The organism is Microbacterium sp. bgisy207 (assembly GCF_965345035.1).
GTDB lineage: Bacteria > Actinomycetota > Actinomycetes > Actinomycetales > Microbacteriaceae > Microbacterium.
This window is the reverse complement of the sequence record NZ_CBDRMG010000002.1, coordinates 55424-68179: the sequence shown is the minus strand read 5'-3', so window position 1 is coordinate 68179 and position 12756 is coordinate 55424. Positions and strand designations below refer to the sequence as shown.

The following is a 12756-nucleotide window of genomic DNA, read 5'->3' as shown; positions in this document are numbered from 1 at the left end:
GCGGTGTTCTCGCGCACTCCAGCCTTGGTTGACTCGTGTCAACTATCGCCATATAGTTGACTTCTGTCAATCGAATGGATGCGTCCCGCATCCATTCGATCAGCCGTCACGACTCCACTCTCGAAAAGGGATCCATGTCGTCTTCCTCGTCCACGCCGGTGCTCACCGAGTCGGGCATGACGCACCGGCAGGTTCTCGAGGCCCTCTCCGGCCTCCTGCTGGGCATGTTCGTCTCCATGCTCGCCTCGACCGTCGTATCGACTTCGCTCCCGGTCATCATCCACGACCTCGGTGGCGACCAAGCCGCCTTCACCTGGGTCGTCACGGCGACCCTGCTGACCACCGCGATCTCCACTCCCGTGTGGGGCAAGCTCGCCGACCTCATCGACCGCAAGCTGCTGTTCCAGCTGGCGATCGGGATCTTCGTGGTCGCCACCGCCGCAGCGGGATTCGCGCAGAGCCCGGAGTGGCTCATCGCCATGCGAGCGGTGCAGGGTGTGGGCGCCGGTGGGCTCGCGGCCCTCAGCCAGGTCATCATGGCCGACATCATCAGTCCCCGCGAGCGCGGGCGGTACATGGGCCTGTTCGGCGCAGTCATGGCGCTGGCCACGATCGGCGGTCCGCTCGTGGGCGGTCTCATCACCGACGGCATCGGGTGGCGCTGGAACTTCTACGTCGCCCTCCCGTTCGCCCTCGCGGCGCTGATCATCGTGCAACGCACCCTGCACCTGCCGCCGCTGAAGTCTCGCAACGTCTCGATCGACTACCTCGGCATCGTTCTGCTCTCCGCCGCTGTCTCGCTGCTGCTTATCTGGGTGACCCTCGCGGGCGACTCGTTCGACTGGTGGAGCATCACAACCGCGGTCATGGTCGGCGGTGCCGTCGTCGCCGCCATCCTGTTCGTCGTGGTCGAGCTGCGCTCCCGCGAGCCGCTTGTCCCTCTGTCGATGTTCCGCAACCGCACGTTCACGCTCGCCGTCCTGGCTTCCCTCGCGACGGGCATCGCGATGTTCGGGGCTTCCGTGTTTCTGAGCCAGTACATGCAGCTGGCGCGAGGGGCGACTCCGACGGAGGCCGGGCTCATGACCATCCCGATGATCGGCGGGCTCCTCGTGGCATCCGTGGGTGCGGGTCAGCTCATCTCCCGGTTCGGCCACTGGAAGCCGTACCTCCTCGCCGGCGGCGTCTCGCTGGTCGCCGGATCCGCCCTGTTGACGACGATCCAGTACGACACGAACTTCGCCCTCGTTTCGGTGTACATGTTCCTGCTCGGGGCAGGCGTAGGCCTGACGATGCAGAACCTCGTGCTCATCGTGCAGAACACCACGGAGCCGAGCAGGCTCGGTGTCGCCAGTTCGGGCGTGACCTTCTTCCGGAGCCTCGGCGGAAGCATCGGTGTCGCGGTCATGGGAGCCGCGTTGGCCAGCCGGGTGACCGACCTGCTGGGTGGACGCGGGGACGACATCACCCGTGCGCTGGCGACGCTCGGAGACGAAGCGCCGACGTGGGCTGCGCAGCTGCAATCGGGCTCTCTCCCGCAGGTCTCCGCGATGCCGGAAGCGCTGCGCACGATCGTCGAGGACGTCTATGCTCAGGGCATCTCCCACTCGTTCCTGATCCTCGTGCCGATCGCGGTCGTGAGCCTTGCTGCGATCGTCTTCCTGCCCAACGCGCCACTGACCCGCATGACCAATCGTCAGCGCCTCGAGGCGTCCGAAGCCGATCTCGCAACCGTGTCGGTCAGCGAGGGGATGGATGTGCTCACCGCCACGCGCGCCCCCGCGGATGGCGAACCCTCGCGGCGCAGCTCAGACGGCGCGGCACCGAGCCCGCCCACGCCAGGAGCCCCCGGATGACCGAGACTCCATCCACGGGGCCGGTGAGGGAGTCCTCCGACCCCCACCGGGAAGCCGTCCACCGACTCGAGGGCGCGCTCTCCGAGCTCATCTCGCGGATCCGCCGCTTCTACGTGCAGATCGCCGACGAGGTGAGTCCGGGCATGCTTCCCGGGACGTTCAAGCTCCTGGCAACCATTGGGCGGATCGGCCCCACGACCTCCTCCGCACTTGCTCACCGTCTCACCGCCGACAAGGGGATGATCAGCCGGCAGATCACCGACCTTGAGAGCCTCGGCCTCATCGAGCGCACACCCGACCCGGACGACGGCCGTTCGCGGCTGATCTCGCTGTCACCGGAGGGCCGGAACAGATTGGATGCGGCGCGACGCCCCTACGAACAGATGCTCGCCGCGTCGCTCGCACAGTGGCCGACCGAGTCGATCGATCAGCTCACCGAGCTGCTGAGCGCCTTCGCCTCGGGCGAGATCCCGAAGAAGCACTGACGCGCGAGCGGTGCGTCTTATCGGTCCGGTGACACCGGCGTAACACGAGCGAGACAATCACGCGCTTGACTGGGATCACCTCGCGGAGGGCGGGGTTCCACTGGTCGTCGAGTGCCGCATCGATGCCGATGCGCACGGTTCATTGACGATGTACTCGCGGAAGGAGCGACCGATGCGATTCCGGCCGCTGCGCCCATCCCCCCAGGTACGGGCCTTCTCGACCACGCCCGCCGAGATCCCCGCGCAGATGCGGGCGATGACGGTGGCGAACTGGGGCGCGCCCGCTGTGCTCGAGGAGAGCTCCGTGGCTGTGCCTCGTCCGGTTCTCAGCGAGGTCCTCGTCCGCGTCGTCGCGGCGGGAGTCAACCCCATCGACGCGAAGACCCGAGCGGGGAAGGGCCTCGCGCCCGCCGTCGACCGCTTGCCGGCGATCCTCGGCTTCGACTTCAGCGGTGTCGTGGTCGAGTCGCCGTTCGAGACGCATCCGTTCCCCATCGGCACCGAGGTGTTCGGCATGGCGAACTTCCCCCGCACCCCTGGGAGCTACGCGGAGTACGTCGTCGCGCCGACCCTGTCGATCGCTCGCAAGCCGACAACCCTCTCTCACGTCGAAGCGGCGGGAGTACCCGTTGCCGCACTCACCGCATGGGGCCTGGTCGTCGAAACGGCCCACGCGCACGAGGGTCAGCGGATCCTCATCCACGCCGGGAGTGGGGGCGTCGGACACTTCGCCGTACAGTTCGCCGCCTACTTCGGCGCGCACGTGACGGCGACGGCTTCCGGGGCGAACGCGCCGTGGCTGCGCGATCTGGGCGCCTCGGTCGTCATCGACCACACCTCCACCCGGTTCGAGGACGTCGTCCACGATATGGATGTCGTCATCGACCTCGTCGGGAACGTCACCGATTCGGTCGGTTCGCGGTCGCTGACGGTCCTGCGACCCGGGGGGATCTACATCCTCGTTCCCACGGGATCCTGGCCGGATTACGCCGCCGAGGCAGCCGCCGCGGGGGTGCGCGCCACCAGCTACAAGGTGATCCCGGAGGGCGCGACGCTTGCGACGATCGCCCGACTGCTCGACTCGCGGTCGATCCAGGTGTACATCGACCACGTGCTCGAGCTTGGCGAGGCGGCGGCGGCGCACAGTGACATCGAGGGCGGACACACCCGCGGCAAGATCGTCTTGCGCGTCAGCGACGACTGACGGGCGGCTCCGGTCGAAGCACCCGCTGCCCCTCGGCGACGATCTCGTCGGCGACGGTGTCCAGCAGCAGAGAACGCACGCTCCACTGCTGCCAGGAGAGCGCGACGTCGATCGGGGGTCCGCCGAGACGCACAAGAGCTCCGCTGGCCAGTTCGGCCGCCGACTGGAACGCGGGCAGCAGTCCCCACCCCAGGCCCAGCTTCACCGCCTGAGCGAAGTCCTGCGATGCCGGCACATAGTGCCTGGACGGCGCCGATCCGGCGATCCCCTGGTGTCGCAGCCACCGGTCCTGCAGGTCGTCGCGGCGATCGAACTGCACCACGGGCGCATGGTCCAGGCCGGACAGGTCGGATGTCGAGCCGAGGAAGCGCTCGACGAACCCCGGCGTGGCAACCGCCTCGTACCGCATGACCCCGAGCGGCGTGACCCGGCACCCCGCGACCGGCTCGGCTCGCGAGGTGACAGCCCCCATGACGGTGCCGCTCTCCAGCAGCCCGGCCGTGAAGTCCTGGTCGTCGCGGTGAAGGTCGAAGACGATCGGATGCTGAGCGCTCAGCCGCGCCAGCGGGGCGAGGAACCACGTGGCGAGCGAGTCCGCGTTCACCGCAAGCGGCACCGAGACCGGGCTGCTCACGTCGCTCGGGCTGCCGATCCCGGCGAGCGCGTCCTGCTCGAGCAGCCGCGCCTGCCGCGCGAGACGGATCACTGCGGTTCCCGCATCCGTCGGCCGGACCGGCTTGGAGCGCACCAGGAGCACACGACCGAGCTGATCCTCGATCGCCCGCAGTCGCTGACTCACGGCGCTGGGCGTGATCCGCATCCGTCGGGCTGCCGCCTCGAGCGTGCCTTCCTCGGCAATGATCGCGACGGTGTCGGCCAGATCGAAGTCCATCCTCATGAAGTGATGCTAATGCTGCTACAGAATCATCAGCTGGAGTGCACGAAGTGCGATCGATAGCGTGCAGGAGTGCTCACTCCCCTTCTCGCCGGTCTCGGGCTGGGCCTGTCACTGATCGTTGCCATCGGCGCGCAGAACCTCTTCGTCCTGCGGCAGGGGATCCGACGCGAGCACGTCCTGAGCGTCGTGCTCGTGTGCGCCGCATCGGATGCCGCCCTGATCGTGCTGGGCGTCTCGGGCGTGGGGCTCGCCGTCGCCACGCTGCCGTGGTTGGTCACGGCGGTGCGCTGGGCGGGTGCCGCTTTCCTCGTGGGGTACGGTCTGCTCGCGGCCCGGCGCGCTTGGCGGCCTTCCGCCGAGGCACTCGCGGTCGATGTGGCGGGGGAGGCTCCCCCGCGCTCAGCCCGGGGCGACTCCGACCCCGGCACCGAGCACCTCGGCGCGGGGCCGGTGACCCCCCGGGTCGCGACGGCACCGAGCCTGCCGCGGGTCGTCCTTACGGCGCTCGCCCTGACGTGGCTCAACCCCCACGTGTACCTCGACACCGTGTTCCTGCTCGGTGGAATCGCCAACACCCATGGCGACGACCGCTGGGTCTTCGCCCTCGGCGCCGTCTTCGCGAGCGTGCTGTGGTTCAGCGCTCTGGGCTTCGGTGCACGGTATCTCGGCCGCTGGCTCGCCAGCCCGCGCGCGTGGCGGATCCTTGATGCCGTCATCGCTGTCGTGATGATCGCGCTCGGGATCAGCCTGGTCGTCGGCGGGTGAACGACGAAGACCCCCGCCGTGAGGGCGGGGGTCTTCGTGGGAGAGCGAGGCTCAGGCGATGCTGTTCACATCCAGCGGGATGCCGGGTCCGAACGTCGTCGAGACCGCCCCCTTCTGGATGTAGCGACCCTTCGAGCTCGAGGGCTTCAGACGCACGATCTCGTCGAGCGCGGCCTTGAGGTTCTCATCGAGCTGCTCGGCCGAGAACGACGCCTTGCCGACGACGAAGTGCACGTTGGCGTGCTTGTCGACACGGAACTCGATCTTTCCGCCCTTGATGTCCTCGACCGCCTTGGCCGGGTTGGGGGTGACGGTGCCGGTCTTGGGGTTCGGCATGAGGCCACGGGGACCCAGCACCTTACCCAGGCGACCGACCTGACCCATGAGCTCGGGGGTCGAGACGGCGGCGTCGAAGGCGGTGTAGCCTCCCGCGACCTTCTCGATCAGCTCGGCGCCGCCGACCTCATCGGCACCGGCAGCGATCGCCGCCTCGGCAGCCGGACCGGTCGCGAAAACGATCACGCGCGCGGTCTTGCCCGTGCCGTGGGGCAGGATGACGGTGCCGCGCACCATCTGGTCCGCCTTGCGCGGGTCGACCGAGAGCTTCAGGGCGACCTCGACGGTGGAGTCGAACTTCTTCGAGCCCGTCTCCTTCGCGAGGGTGACAGCTTCGCTCGGCGAATAGAACTTGCCGGCCTCGATCTTCGAAGCCGCTTCGGTGTAAGCCTTGGACTTGGTAGCCATTGTCGTTATCCCCCTCAGTCCTCGACCGTGATGCCCATGGAACGGGCGGTGCCGGCGATGATCAGCGAGGCAGCCTCGATGTCGTTCGCGTTCAGGTCGGGCATCTTGGTCTCGGCGATCTGACGCACCTGCTCCTTGGTGAGCTTGCCCACCTTGGCGGTGTGCGGCGTCTTCGAGCCCTTCTGCACGCCCGCAGCCTTCTTGATGAGCTCGGCCGCCGGCGGGGTCTTGAGGATGAAGGTGAAGCTACGGTCCTCGTAGACAGTGATCTCGACCGGGATGACGTTGCCGCGCTGCGACTCGGTCGCGGCGTTGTACGCCTTGCAGAACTCCATGATGTTGACGCCATGCTGACCGAGCGCGGGCCCGATCGGCGGCGCCGGGTTGGCGGCGCCGGCGTTGATCTGGAGCTTGATCAGGCCGGTCACCTTCTTCTTCGGTGCCATTCTTCTTTCCTTTCATCGAGCGGATGCCGTATGCATCCTGCTCTCCCGCGGACCCGGCCAGTCCGGGCCGCGGTGGTCTGTAGGTCTCGCTAGAGCTTCGTCACCTGATCGAAGCTGAGCTCGACCGGGGTCTCACGTTCGAACAGGGAGACCAGAACCGTGAGCTTTCCGCTCTCGGGCTTGATCTCGCTGATCGTGCCGGGCAGGCCTGCGAACGACCCCTCCTTGATGGTGATCGTCTCACCGACCTCGAAGTCCACCTCGGCCGGGATCGCGCGAGCGACCGGCGCGCCCTTCTTGGCCGCCGCACCCTTGGCCGGAGCCGTCTCCTTGACCTCGACGAGGGACTTCAGCATGGTGAAGGCCTCCTCGAACCGCAGCGGCGTCGGGTTGTGGGCATTGCCGACGAAGCCGGTCACGCCGGGCGTGTGCCGCACGACCGACCAGGTGTCTTCGTTGAGCTCCATGCGCACGAGCACGTAGCCCGGGATACGGACGCGCGTGACCATCTTGCGCTGGCCGTTCTTGATCTCGACGACATCTTCCATCGGGACTTCGATCTGGTAGATGTCCTCTTCGACCTCGAGCGTGGACTTGCGCTGCTCGATGTTGGCCTTCACCTTGCGCTCGAAACCGGCGTAGGAGTGGATGACGTACCACTTGCCGGGAAGCGAACGGAGCTCGGCTCGGAAGGCCTCGTAGGGGTCCTCTTCGGCTTCGTCCTCGTCGATGTCGTCACCGAGTTCGGGCCCGTCGTAGGGCGCGACCTCCTCGGCGGCGTGTGCCGCACGCTCGGCCTCTTCTTCCGCAAGACCGTCCGTCAGCACTTCGGCGGCGGCCTGCGCCTCTGCCGCCTCATCGATCTCGAGTGCATCGTTCACGATCGCATCAGCCTCCGGGTCGCTCACCTCGACGTCGTCGTCCGAGTAGTCCTCGTCGCCGTCCTCGTCCTCGATGTGGATGGCAACGTGCTCGGCCGCATCGCTCTGGTGCTCTTCACGCGCGAGCTCGTTGCCCTCCTGGGCCTCGTCCTCCTCAGAGGACTGCTCGGCCGCGGGCGCCCAGTCGGCGTCGTCGAGAAATCGTTCAGACACGTGTTTCGTTCACTTCCATTTCGTCGGGCGCGAATCAGCCATCGGCACCGCACCGTAAGGACGCACAGATCAGGCGGGAACGCCGAAGACCTGGGTCGTCAGCCAGAGGAACACGAAGTCCATCCCGTACACGAGCGCCATCATGATGACGACGAATCCGAGCACGACCGCCGTGTACTTGAAGAGCTCCTGGCGCGTCGGAGTGACGACCTTACGGAGCTCGGCAAACACCTGACGGATGAACAGGGCGATCCGCGCGAAGACGTTCGGCTTCTTCTCGCGGGCAGTGTTGCTGCTCGCAACGATCTCGCCCTTGGCGTCGTCCTGGACCATGTATCCCACCTGGTTGCTTCTGCTGTGCCAGCTCGCGCTGACGCGCAGGGCGGACAGGAATCGAACCTGCAACCTGCGGTTTTGGAGACCGCTGCTCTGCCAATTGAGCTACCGCCCTAAAGGCCCAGAGGCCTCGGGGTGTCTGCAGTCTCGTGCTGTGACCTGAAAGAAGGGGTTCGACCGATCGCGGGCACGGCGAAAGAATGCAGACTTCTACTGCAGATCCAGTGTACGGCATGCCCTCGGAGTGGACGAACCGTCCCCGGGATCACGACGCGGTGACGCAGGGTGTGAACGTGGCGATGACCAACACCGGCGCGTCATAGCTGACGGTGGCGACCACGCCCACCTCGTCGACCCATGCGCCCTCGCGACCGGCGATCCCCTCGGGATCGATCGGCGTCCACTCCTCGTCGTCGATCACCGACGTCACCGCGTCGACGAGGGCTCCTTGCGCGGCGTCATCCGCTCCCACCGAGACCGAGCCGACGGCGACGAAGGCGCGCTGAAGCCCGCGGTCGTCCGCTCCGCACGCCTGCTCCTCGGGGCCCGATACCTCGAGCGTGCGCAGCACCGTCTCATCAACGGCCTCGGCCGCAGTGACAAGCTCGTCGAACGCCCTCTGGGCATTCGCCTCCAGCTCATCGATGCCGGGTCCCGCACAGGACGTGAGCGCCACGGATGTCGACACGAGTCCGACCACGAGGATCGCTGTGCGAAGCATCCGCGTGCCGCGCGTCACGGCCGTACCACGGCGCTGACCTCGAACTCCTCCGAGGTCGGCGCGCTCGTGCGCACTCCCAGCGCGATGAGCTGATCGACGAACCAACCGTCGTACCAGTCGTCGAGGTCGCAGGGGGACGACGACCCCGCGTAGGCCGAGCGGTCGATGCCGTGGAGGTAGACGGCACGACAGCTGGCATCCCTTTCCAGCGCCGCGTCATACTCGGACTCCGAGATCCCGGCGCGGTCGGCCGCGCGAAGGTACGGGAAATAGGTGCGGTACTGGTACCAGTGCATGGCCTCGTGGACGAAAAGCGGCCACGCGAGCCGTTCGATGCCCGGCTCCCACGCGACGAAGAGCCAATCCGGGTACGCCGTCTGATAACAGCCCCCGACGACGAGCGTCCCCGGTCCGTCCTCCTGACCCGCGTAGCCGCAGTTCTCTGCGCCGGCGTCGAAGATCACCTGTACGTCGGTTGCGCCGATCGAATCGAGGAAGGCACGACCGTACGGGTCGTCACCGGGGAGAGCCTGACCACCCGGGTTCGGGACCTGCGGTTCGGGAGCGGCGTCTTCCTCGAGCCAGCGCGCGATCCAGGCGGCGTCCGCCTCCCACCCTGACCGCGCCTCGAGGAACGCCCCCCGGGCCCGTCGAACCTCAGCGGCGAACTCCGCCGTGGCCTCGAAGGCCGACACGACCACGTTCGCTTGCGCCGTCGTCACCGCGGGGGCACGGCGATCGGCCATCATCCATTCGAGACCGAGGATCGCGGCGACCCCCAGCACAACCGTCAGCACACCGGAGAGGACCGGGATCCACAGGCGTGCAGGACTCACCTCACCATGATCGCCGATCGCCAGGATCCGGGACCAGCTTGACGACCGGCCGCGGACTCAGTACTCCGCGATTCCGTACCGATCCGGCTCCGGGCCGCGCCGAAACCGCCGACCGGACATACTGTCGGCCGTGACGCGCACATAGTTGTACTTCAGCGTCGGCAGCCAGGGCCGAAGGGCAAGCGCGTCGGCAGCCTCGACCTCCTCCTCGGTCGACAGTCGCCGAGCGCGACCACGAACGACGACGCTCCATGCGAACGCGTCGGTGTAGTGGTCGACTTCGAAGAGCACCTCGTCGTTGACCGTGAGCTCGACCAGTTTGCTGCCTTCCGCGGTGCGGAACACGACACTTTCGCCATCCACCACGTAGTTCACGGGGAAAATATCGAGCACGTCTCCCACGTGCGTGACCAGACGGCCGAGCTCCTCCTCAGCGAGAAGCTGCCAGCAGTCCGCGTCGCTGAGAGCGGCGACCACATCGTCCATCATCTCTTCCATGCCCCTCATTGTGGGCGCGCATCACGGGGCGCGCTAGGGACCCTAGGCCCTGGCGCGCCCCGTGATGGACGATGGTCAGGCGACGCGGATGAGCTTCTTGTTGACGAACTCGTCGGCGGCCAGAAGACCCATCTCGCGCGAGGTCCCCGACCGCTTCACGCCACCGAAGGGCAGCTCGGGGCTATCGGCCAGGACGATGTTCACGTACACCATTCCGGCGTCGATCGCGTCGGCGACCCGTTCGGCCTGCGCGGGATCGGTCGTGAACACATACGATCCGAGCCCGTAGCTGGTGGCGTTCGCGACAGCAATGGCTTCGGCTTCGTCCGCAACCCGGTAGACGACTCCGGCCGGGCCGAACAGCTCTTCGCGGTAGATGTCGTTGTCCGCGGTGACCCCCGTGAGCACCGTCGCGGGATAGAACGCGCCATCCCGTGCTCCGCCCAGTTCGACAGTGGCGCCCTGCGCGACGGCGCGGTTGACCTGTTCCTCGAGTCGCTCAGCCGCCGCCAGTGACGAGAGGGGGCCGATCACCGTATCGTCGGCGAACGGATCTCCAAGCGGCGCCGCCGCCATGGCAGCCACGAACTTCTCGAGGAACGCGTCGTAGAGCTCGTCGATGATGATGAAGCGCTTGGGGGCGTTGCAGGACTGGCCGTTGTTGTCGAGGCGGGCCTCGACAGCCATCTCCACGGTGGCGTCGAGGTCGTCGGTCGAGAGCACGATGAACGGGTCGGAGCCGCCCAGCTCGAGCGCCACCTTCTTCAGGTTGCGACCGGCGATCTCGGCGACAGCGGCGCCCGCACGCTCCGACCCCGTGACCGAGACGCCCTGCACGCGCGGGTCGGCGATCACCGTCGCCGCCTGCTCGTTCGTCAGGCGCAGATCGACGTAGGCACCCTCCGGGAATCCGGCATCCCGGTAGATCGACGCGATCGCTGCCGCCGACTCGGGGCATTGCGGGGCGTGCTTGAGCAGGATCGTGTTGCCGATCACCAGGTTGGGGGCCGCGAAACGGGCGACCTGGTAATACGGGAAGTTCCAGGGCATGATCCCCAGCAGCACTCCCAGCGGCGAGCGGCGGATGACCGCGGTGCCCTCACCGAGGATGTCGATCGGGGTGTCGCCCGTGATCTTGTCGACGTTGTCGGCGTAGTACTCGGTGATATCGGCGGCGAAGTCGACTTCGCCGAGGGCAGCCGACAGCGGCTTGCCCATCTCGCGCACGATGATCTCCGCCAACTCGTCGCGCCGCTCCCGATGCAGCTGCGCGGCTCTGCGGACCAGAGCAGCCCGTTGCGCGGGCGTGGAGGAGCGCCCCCAGTGGCGATACGCGTTGTCGGCGGATGCGATCGCGGCCTCCAACTCGGCATCCGTTGTGGTCGGGTAGGTGGCAAGCGTCTCCCCAGTGGCGGGGTTGACGACGGCGTAGGTACTCACGAGTCCTCCTCTTTCGGCAGCGAGCGGTGGTCGGTGGATCGATCAGGACGATGCCAGAACATGCTCCAGCACGTCCAGAGCATCCTCGAGCACGTCGTCGCCGATGACCAGGGGCGGCAGGAAACGGATCACGTTCCCGTACGTGCCACAGGTGAGCATCAGCACACCCTGGTCGAGGGCAGCCCGCACGACACGGGAGGTCAGCCCGGCATCCGGCTCCCCCGTCGCCGGATCGACGAACTCGAGGGCCATCATCGCGCCTCTCCCGCGGACGTCGCCGATGCGCGGGTCGGATGCCTGCAGGCCCCGCAGGCGCCCCTCGATGATGTCGCCGATGTGGCGCGCCCGCGCCGACAGGTCCTCGGTCTCGTAGACCTCGATCGCGGCGAGCGCCGCGGCGCACGCGACGGGGTTTCCGCCGTAGGTGCCCCCGAGGCCTCCCGTGTGCGAGGCGTCCATGATCTCGGCGCGGCCGGTGACCGCCGCAAGCGGCAACCCGCCGGCGATGCCCTTCGCGGTGGTGATGAGGTCAGGCACGATGCCCAGGAGCTCGCTGGCGAACATCGCCCCGGTCCGGGCGAACCCGGTCTGGATCTCATCCGCGATGAGGACGACGCCGTTGGCATTGGCCCACTCCTGCAGGGCGGGAAGGAAGCCGTCGGCGGGGACGATGAATCCGCCCTCGCCCTGGATCGGCTCGATGATGATCGCCGCGACGTCCGCGACCCCGACGTGCTTCTCGATGACGCCGATCGCCCGCTTGGCTGCTGTGGTGCCATCGAGCCCGTCTCGGTAGGGGTACGACATGGGCGCCCGGTAGATCTCCGGAGCGAACGGCCCGAACCCGGCCTTGTAGGGCATGTGCTTGGCGGTGAGCGCCATCGTGAGGTTGGTGCGCCCGTGGTAGCCGTGATCGAAAGCGACGACAGCCTGGCGTCCGGTGTGCTTGCGCGCGAGCTTCACCGCGTTCTCGACCGCTTCGGCGCCGGAGTTGAACAGCGCCGTCTTCTTCTCGTGGTCGCCGGGAGTGATCCGGTTCAGTGCCTCGGCCACGGCGACGTACGGCTCGTAGGGCGCGACCATGAAACAGGTGTGCGTGAACTGAGCCACCTGCTCGCGAACCGCAGCGACAACGGCGGGATGAGAGTTGCCGATCGAGGTCACGGCGATCCCGGACCCGAGGTCGACGATCGAGTTGCCGTCCGCATCGAGCAGGATGCCGCCGCCCGCGGCCACGATCGACAGGGGTGCGGTGTGCCCGACACCGGCCGACACGGCAGCAGCCTTGCGCGCCATCAACTCCTGCGAACGCGGTCCGGGGATGGCCGTCACCACGCGTCGCTCCTGCGGGAGAGTCGGTCCGCCGAGCGGAACTGTCGGGGATTCGAGTTGGCTCATGTCGCGAGGATAGCTGGACGATCGATCGCGCGCGA

At 67.5% G+C, this 12756-nt stretch carries 14 protein-coding genes and 1 tRNA gene; 4 read left to right on the top strand and 11 right to left on the bottom strand.

Going from position 1 to position 12756, the window contains the following annotated elements:
- The first annotated feature begins 134 nt into the window (after positions 1–134).
- From ACSGC5_RS01990 to ACSGC5_RS01980, 3 genes are all read left to right on the top strand, one after another.
- Entirely contained in the window at positions 135–1856 is a 1722-nt protein-coding gene (locus ACSGC5_RS01990) for an MDR family MFS transporter (RefSeq protein ID WP_434968930.1), read from the top strand.
- Positions 1853–2341, top strand: coding sequence for a MarR family winged helix-turn-helix transcriptional regulator (locus ACSGC5_RS01985; RefSeq protein ID WP_434968929.1), 489 nt, complete (start codon positions 1853–1855; stop codon positions 2339–2341). Before ACSGC5_RS01990 ends, ACSGC5_RS01985 begins: the two co-directional genes overlap by 4 nt.
- Positions 2342–2513: 172 nt before the next feature.
- The gene (locus ACSGC5_RS01980; RefSeq protein ID WP_434968928.1) at positions 2514–3545 is read left to right on the top strand and encodes an NADP-dependent oxidoreductase; all 1032 of its coding nucleotides are present in this window, start codon (positions 2514–2516) and stop codon (positions 3543–3545) included.
- Here ACSGC5_RS01980 and ACSGC5_RS01975 read toward each other — a convergent pair.
- The gene (locus ACSGC5_RS01975; RefSeq protein ID WP_434968927.1) at positions 3532–4443 is read right to left on the bottom strand and encodes a LysR family transcriptional regulator ArgP; all 912 of its coding nucleotides are present in this window, start codon (positions 4441–4443) and stop codon (positions 3532–3534) included. The genes ACSGC5_RS01980 and ACSGC5_RS01975 overlap by 14 nt on opposite strands.
- Before the next feature lie 69 nt (positions 4444–4512).
- On the opposite strand from ACSGC5_RS01975, the gene ACSGC5_RS01970 reads away from it, so the two are divergent.
- On the top strand, positions 4513–5208 hold the full coding sequence (locus tag ACSGC5_RS01970; protein ID WP_434968926.1) for a LysE/ArgO family amino acid transporter: 696 nt from the start codon (positions 4513–4515) through the stop codon (positions 5206–5208).
- A gap of 51 nt (positions 5209–5259) precedes the next feature.
- Here the strand turns inward: ACSGC5_RS01970 and rplA are convergent, their stop codons facing one another.
- From rplA to gabT, 10 genes are all read right to left on the bottom strand, one after another.
- Complete coding sequence (rplA, locus tag ACSGC5_RS01965) at positions 5260–5952, bottom strand: 50S ribosomal protein L1 (RefSeq protein WP_434968925.1); 693 nt, start codon at positions 5950–5952, stop codon at positions 5260–5262.
- Between the two features lie 14 nt (positions 5953–5966).
- Positions 5967–6398 (bottom strand): 50S ribosomal protein L11, encoded by a 432-nt coding sequence (gene rplK, locus ACSGC5_RS01960; RefSeq protein ID WP_434968924.1) that lies wholly within the window; start codon positions 6396–6398, stop codon positions 5967–5969.
- An 89-nt stretch (positions 6399–6487) separates the two neighbouring features.
- Positions 6488–7492 carry a transcription termination/antitermination protein NusG gene (gene nusG / locus ACSGC5_RS01955; protein WP_434968923.1) on the bottom strand — a complete coding sequence of 335 codons (1005 nt, stop codon included), beginning with the start codon at positions 7490–7492 and terminating at the stop codon, positions 6488–6490.
- 69 nt (positions 7493–7561) lie between these two features.
- Complete coding sequence (secE, locus tag ACSGC5_RS01950) at positions 7562–7825, bottom strand: preprotein translocase subunit SecE (protein ID WP_434968922.1); 264 nt, start codon at positions 7823–7825, stop codon at positions 7562–7564.
- Between the two features lie 45 nt (positions 7826–7870).
- Positions 7871–7943, bottom strand: a tRNA-Trp gene (locus ACSGC5_RS01945).
- 150 nt (positions 7944–8093) lie between these two features.
- Positions 8094–8567: a hypothetical protein gene (locus ACSGC5_RS01940; RefSeq protein WP_434968921.1), complete on the bottom strand. Its 474-nt coding sequence runs from the start codon at positions 8565–8567 to the stop codon at positions 8094–8096.
- Positions 8564–9385, bottom strand: coding sequence for a hypothetical protein (locus ACSGC5_RS01935; protein WP_434968920.1), 822 nt, complete (start codon positions 9383–9385; stop codon positions 8564–8566). The genes ACSGC5_RS01940 and ACSGC5_RS01935 overlap by 4 nt, the downstream gene beginning before the upstream one ends.
- 57 nt (positions 9386–9442) lie before the next feature.
- Positions 9443–9883, bottom strand: a complete 441-nt coding sequence (locus ACSGC5_RS01930) for a pyridoxamine 5'-phosphate oxidase family protein (protein WP_434968918.1) — start codon at positions 9881–9883, stop codon at positions 9443–9445.
- Between the two features lie 75 nt (positions 9884–9958).
- Positions 9959–11323 (bottom strand): NAD-dependent succinate-semialdehyde dehydrogenase, encoded by a 1365-nt coding sequence (locus tag ACSGC5_RS01925; RefSeq protein WP_434968917.1) that lies wholly within the window; start codon positions 11321–11323, stop codon positions 9959–9961.
- A 42-nt stretch (positions 11324–11365) separates the two neighbouring features.
- The gene (gene gabT / locus ACSGC5_RS01920) at positions 11366–12721 is read right to left on the bottom strand and encodes a 4-aminobutyrate--2-oxoglutarate transaminase (RefSeq protein ID WP_434968916.1); all 1356 of its coding nucleotides are present in this window, start codon (positions 12719–12721) and stop codon (positions 11366–11368) included.
- Between the last annotated feature and the right edge of the window lie 35 nt (positions 12722–12756).

What these genes read in the sequence shown, in the direction of transcription:
- ACSGC5_RS01975 (WP_434968927.1), bottom strand. Translation starts at nt 4,443, where the DNA reads ATGAGGATGGACTTCGATCTGGCCGACACCGTCGCGATCATTGCCGAG.
- ACSGC5_RS01930 (WP_434968918.1), bottom strand. Translation starts at nt 9,883, where the DNA reads ATGGAAGAGATGATGGACGATGTGGTCGCCGCTCTCAGCGACGCGGAC.
- secE (WP_434968922.1), bottom strand. Translation starts at nt 7,825, where the DNA reads ATGGTCCAGGACGACGCCAAGGGCGAGATCGTTGCGAGCAGCAACACT.
- rplA (WP_434968925.1), bottom strand. Translation starts at nt 5,952, where the DNA reads ATGGCTACCAAGTCCAAGGCTTACACCGAAGCGGCTTCGAAGATCGAG.
- ACSGC5_RS01990 (WP_434968930.1), top strand. Translation starts at nt 135, where the DNA reads ATGTCGTCTTCCTCGTCCACGCCGGTGCTCACCGAGTCGGGCATGACG.
- ACSGC5_RS01985 (WP_434968929.1), top strand. Translation starts at nt 1,853, where the DNA reads ATGACCGAGACTCCATCCACGGGGCCGGTGAGGGAGTCCTCCGACCCC.
- ACSGC5_RS01980 (WP_434968928.1), top strand. Translation starts at nt 2,514, where the DNA reads ATGCGATTCCGGCCGCTGCGCCCATCCCCCCAGGTACGGGCCTTCTCG.
- rplK (WP_434968924.1), bottom strand. Translation starts at nt 6,398, where the DNA reads ATGGCACCGAAGAAGAAGGTGACCGGCCTGATCAAGCTCCAGATCAAC.
- gabT (WP_434968916.1), bottom strand. Translation starts at nt 12,721, where the DNA reads ATGAGCCAACTCGAATCCCCGACAGTTCCGCTCGGCGGACCGACTCTC.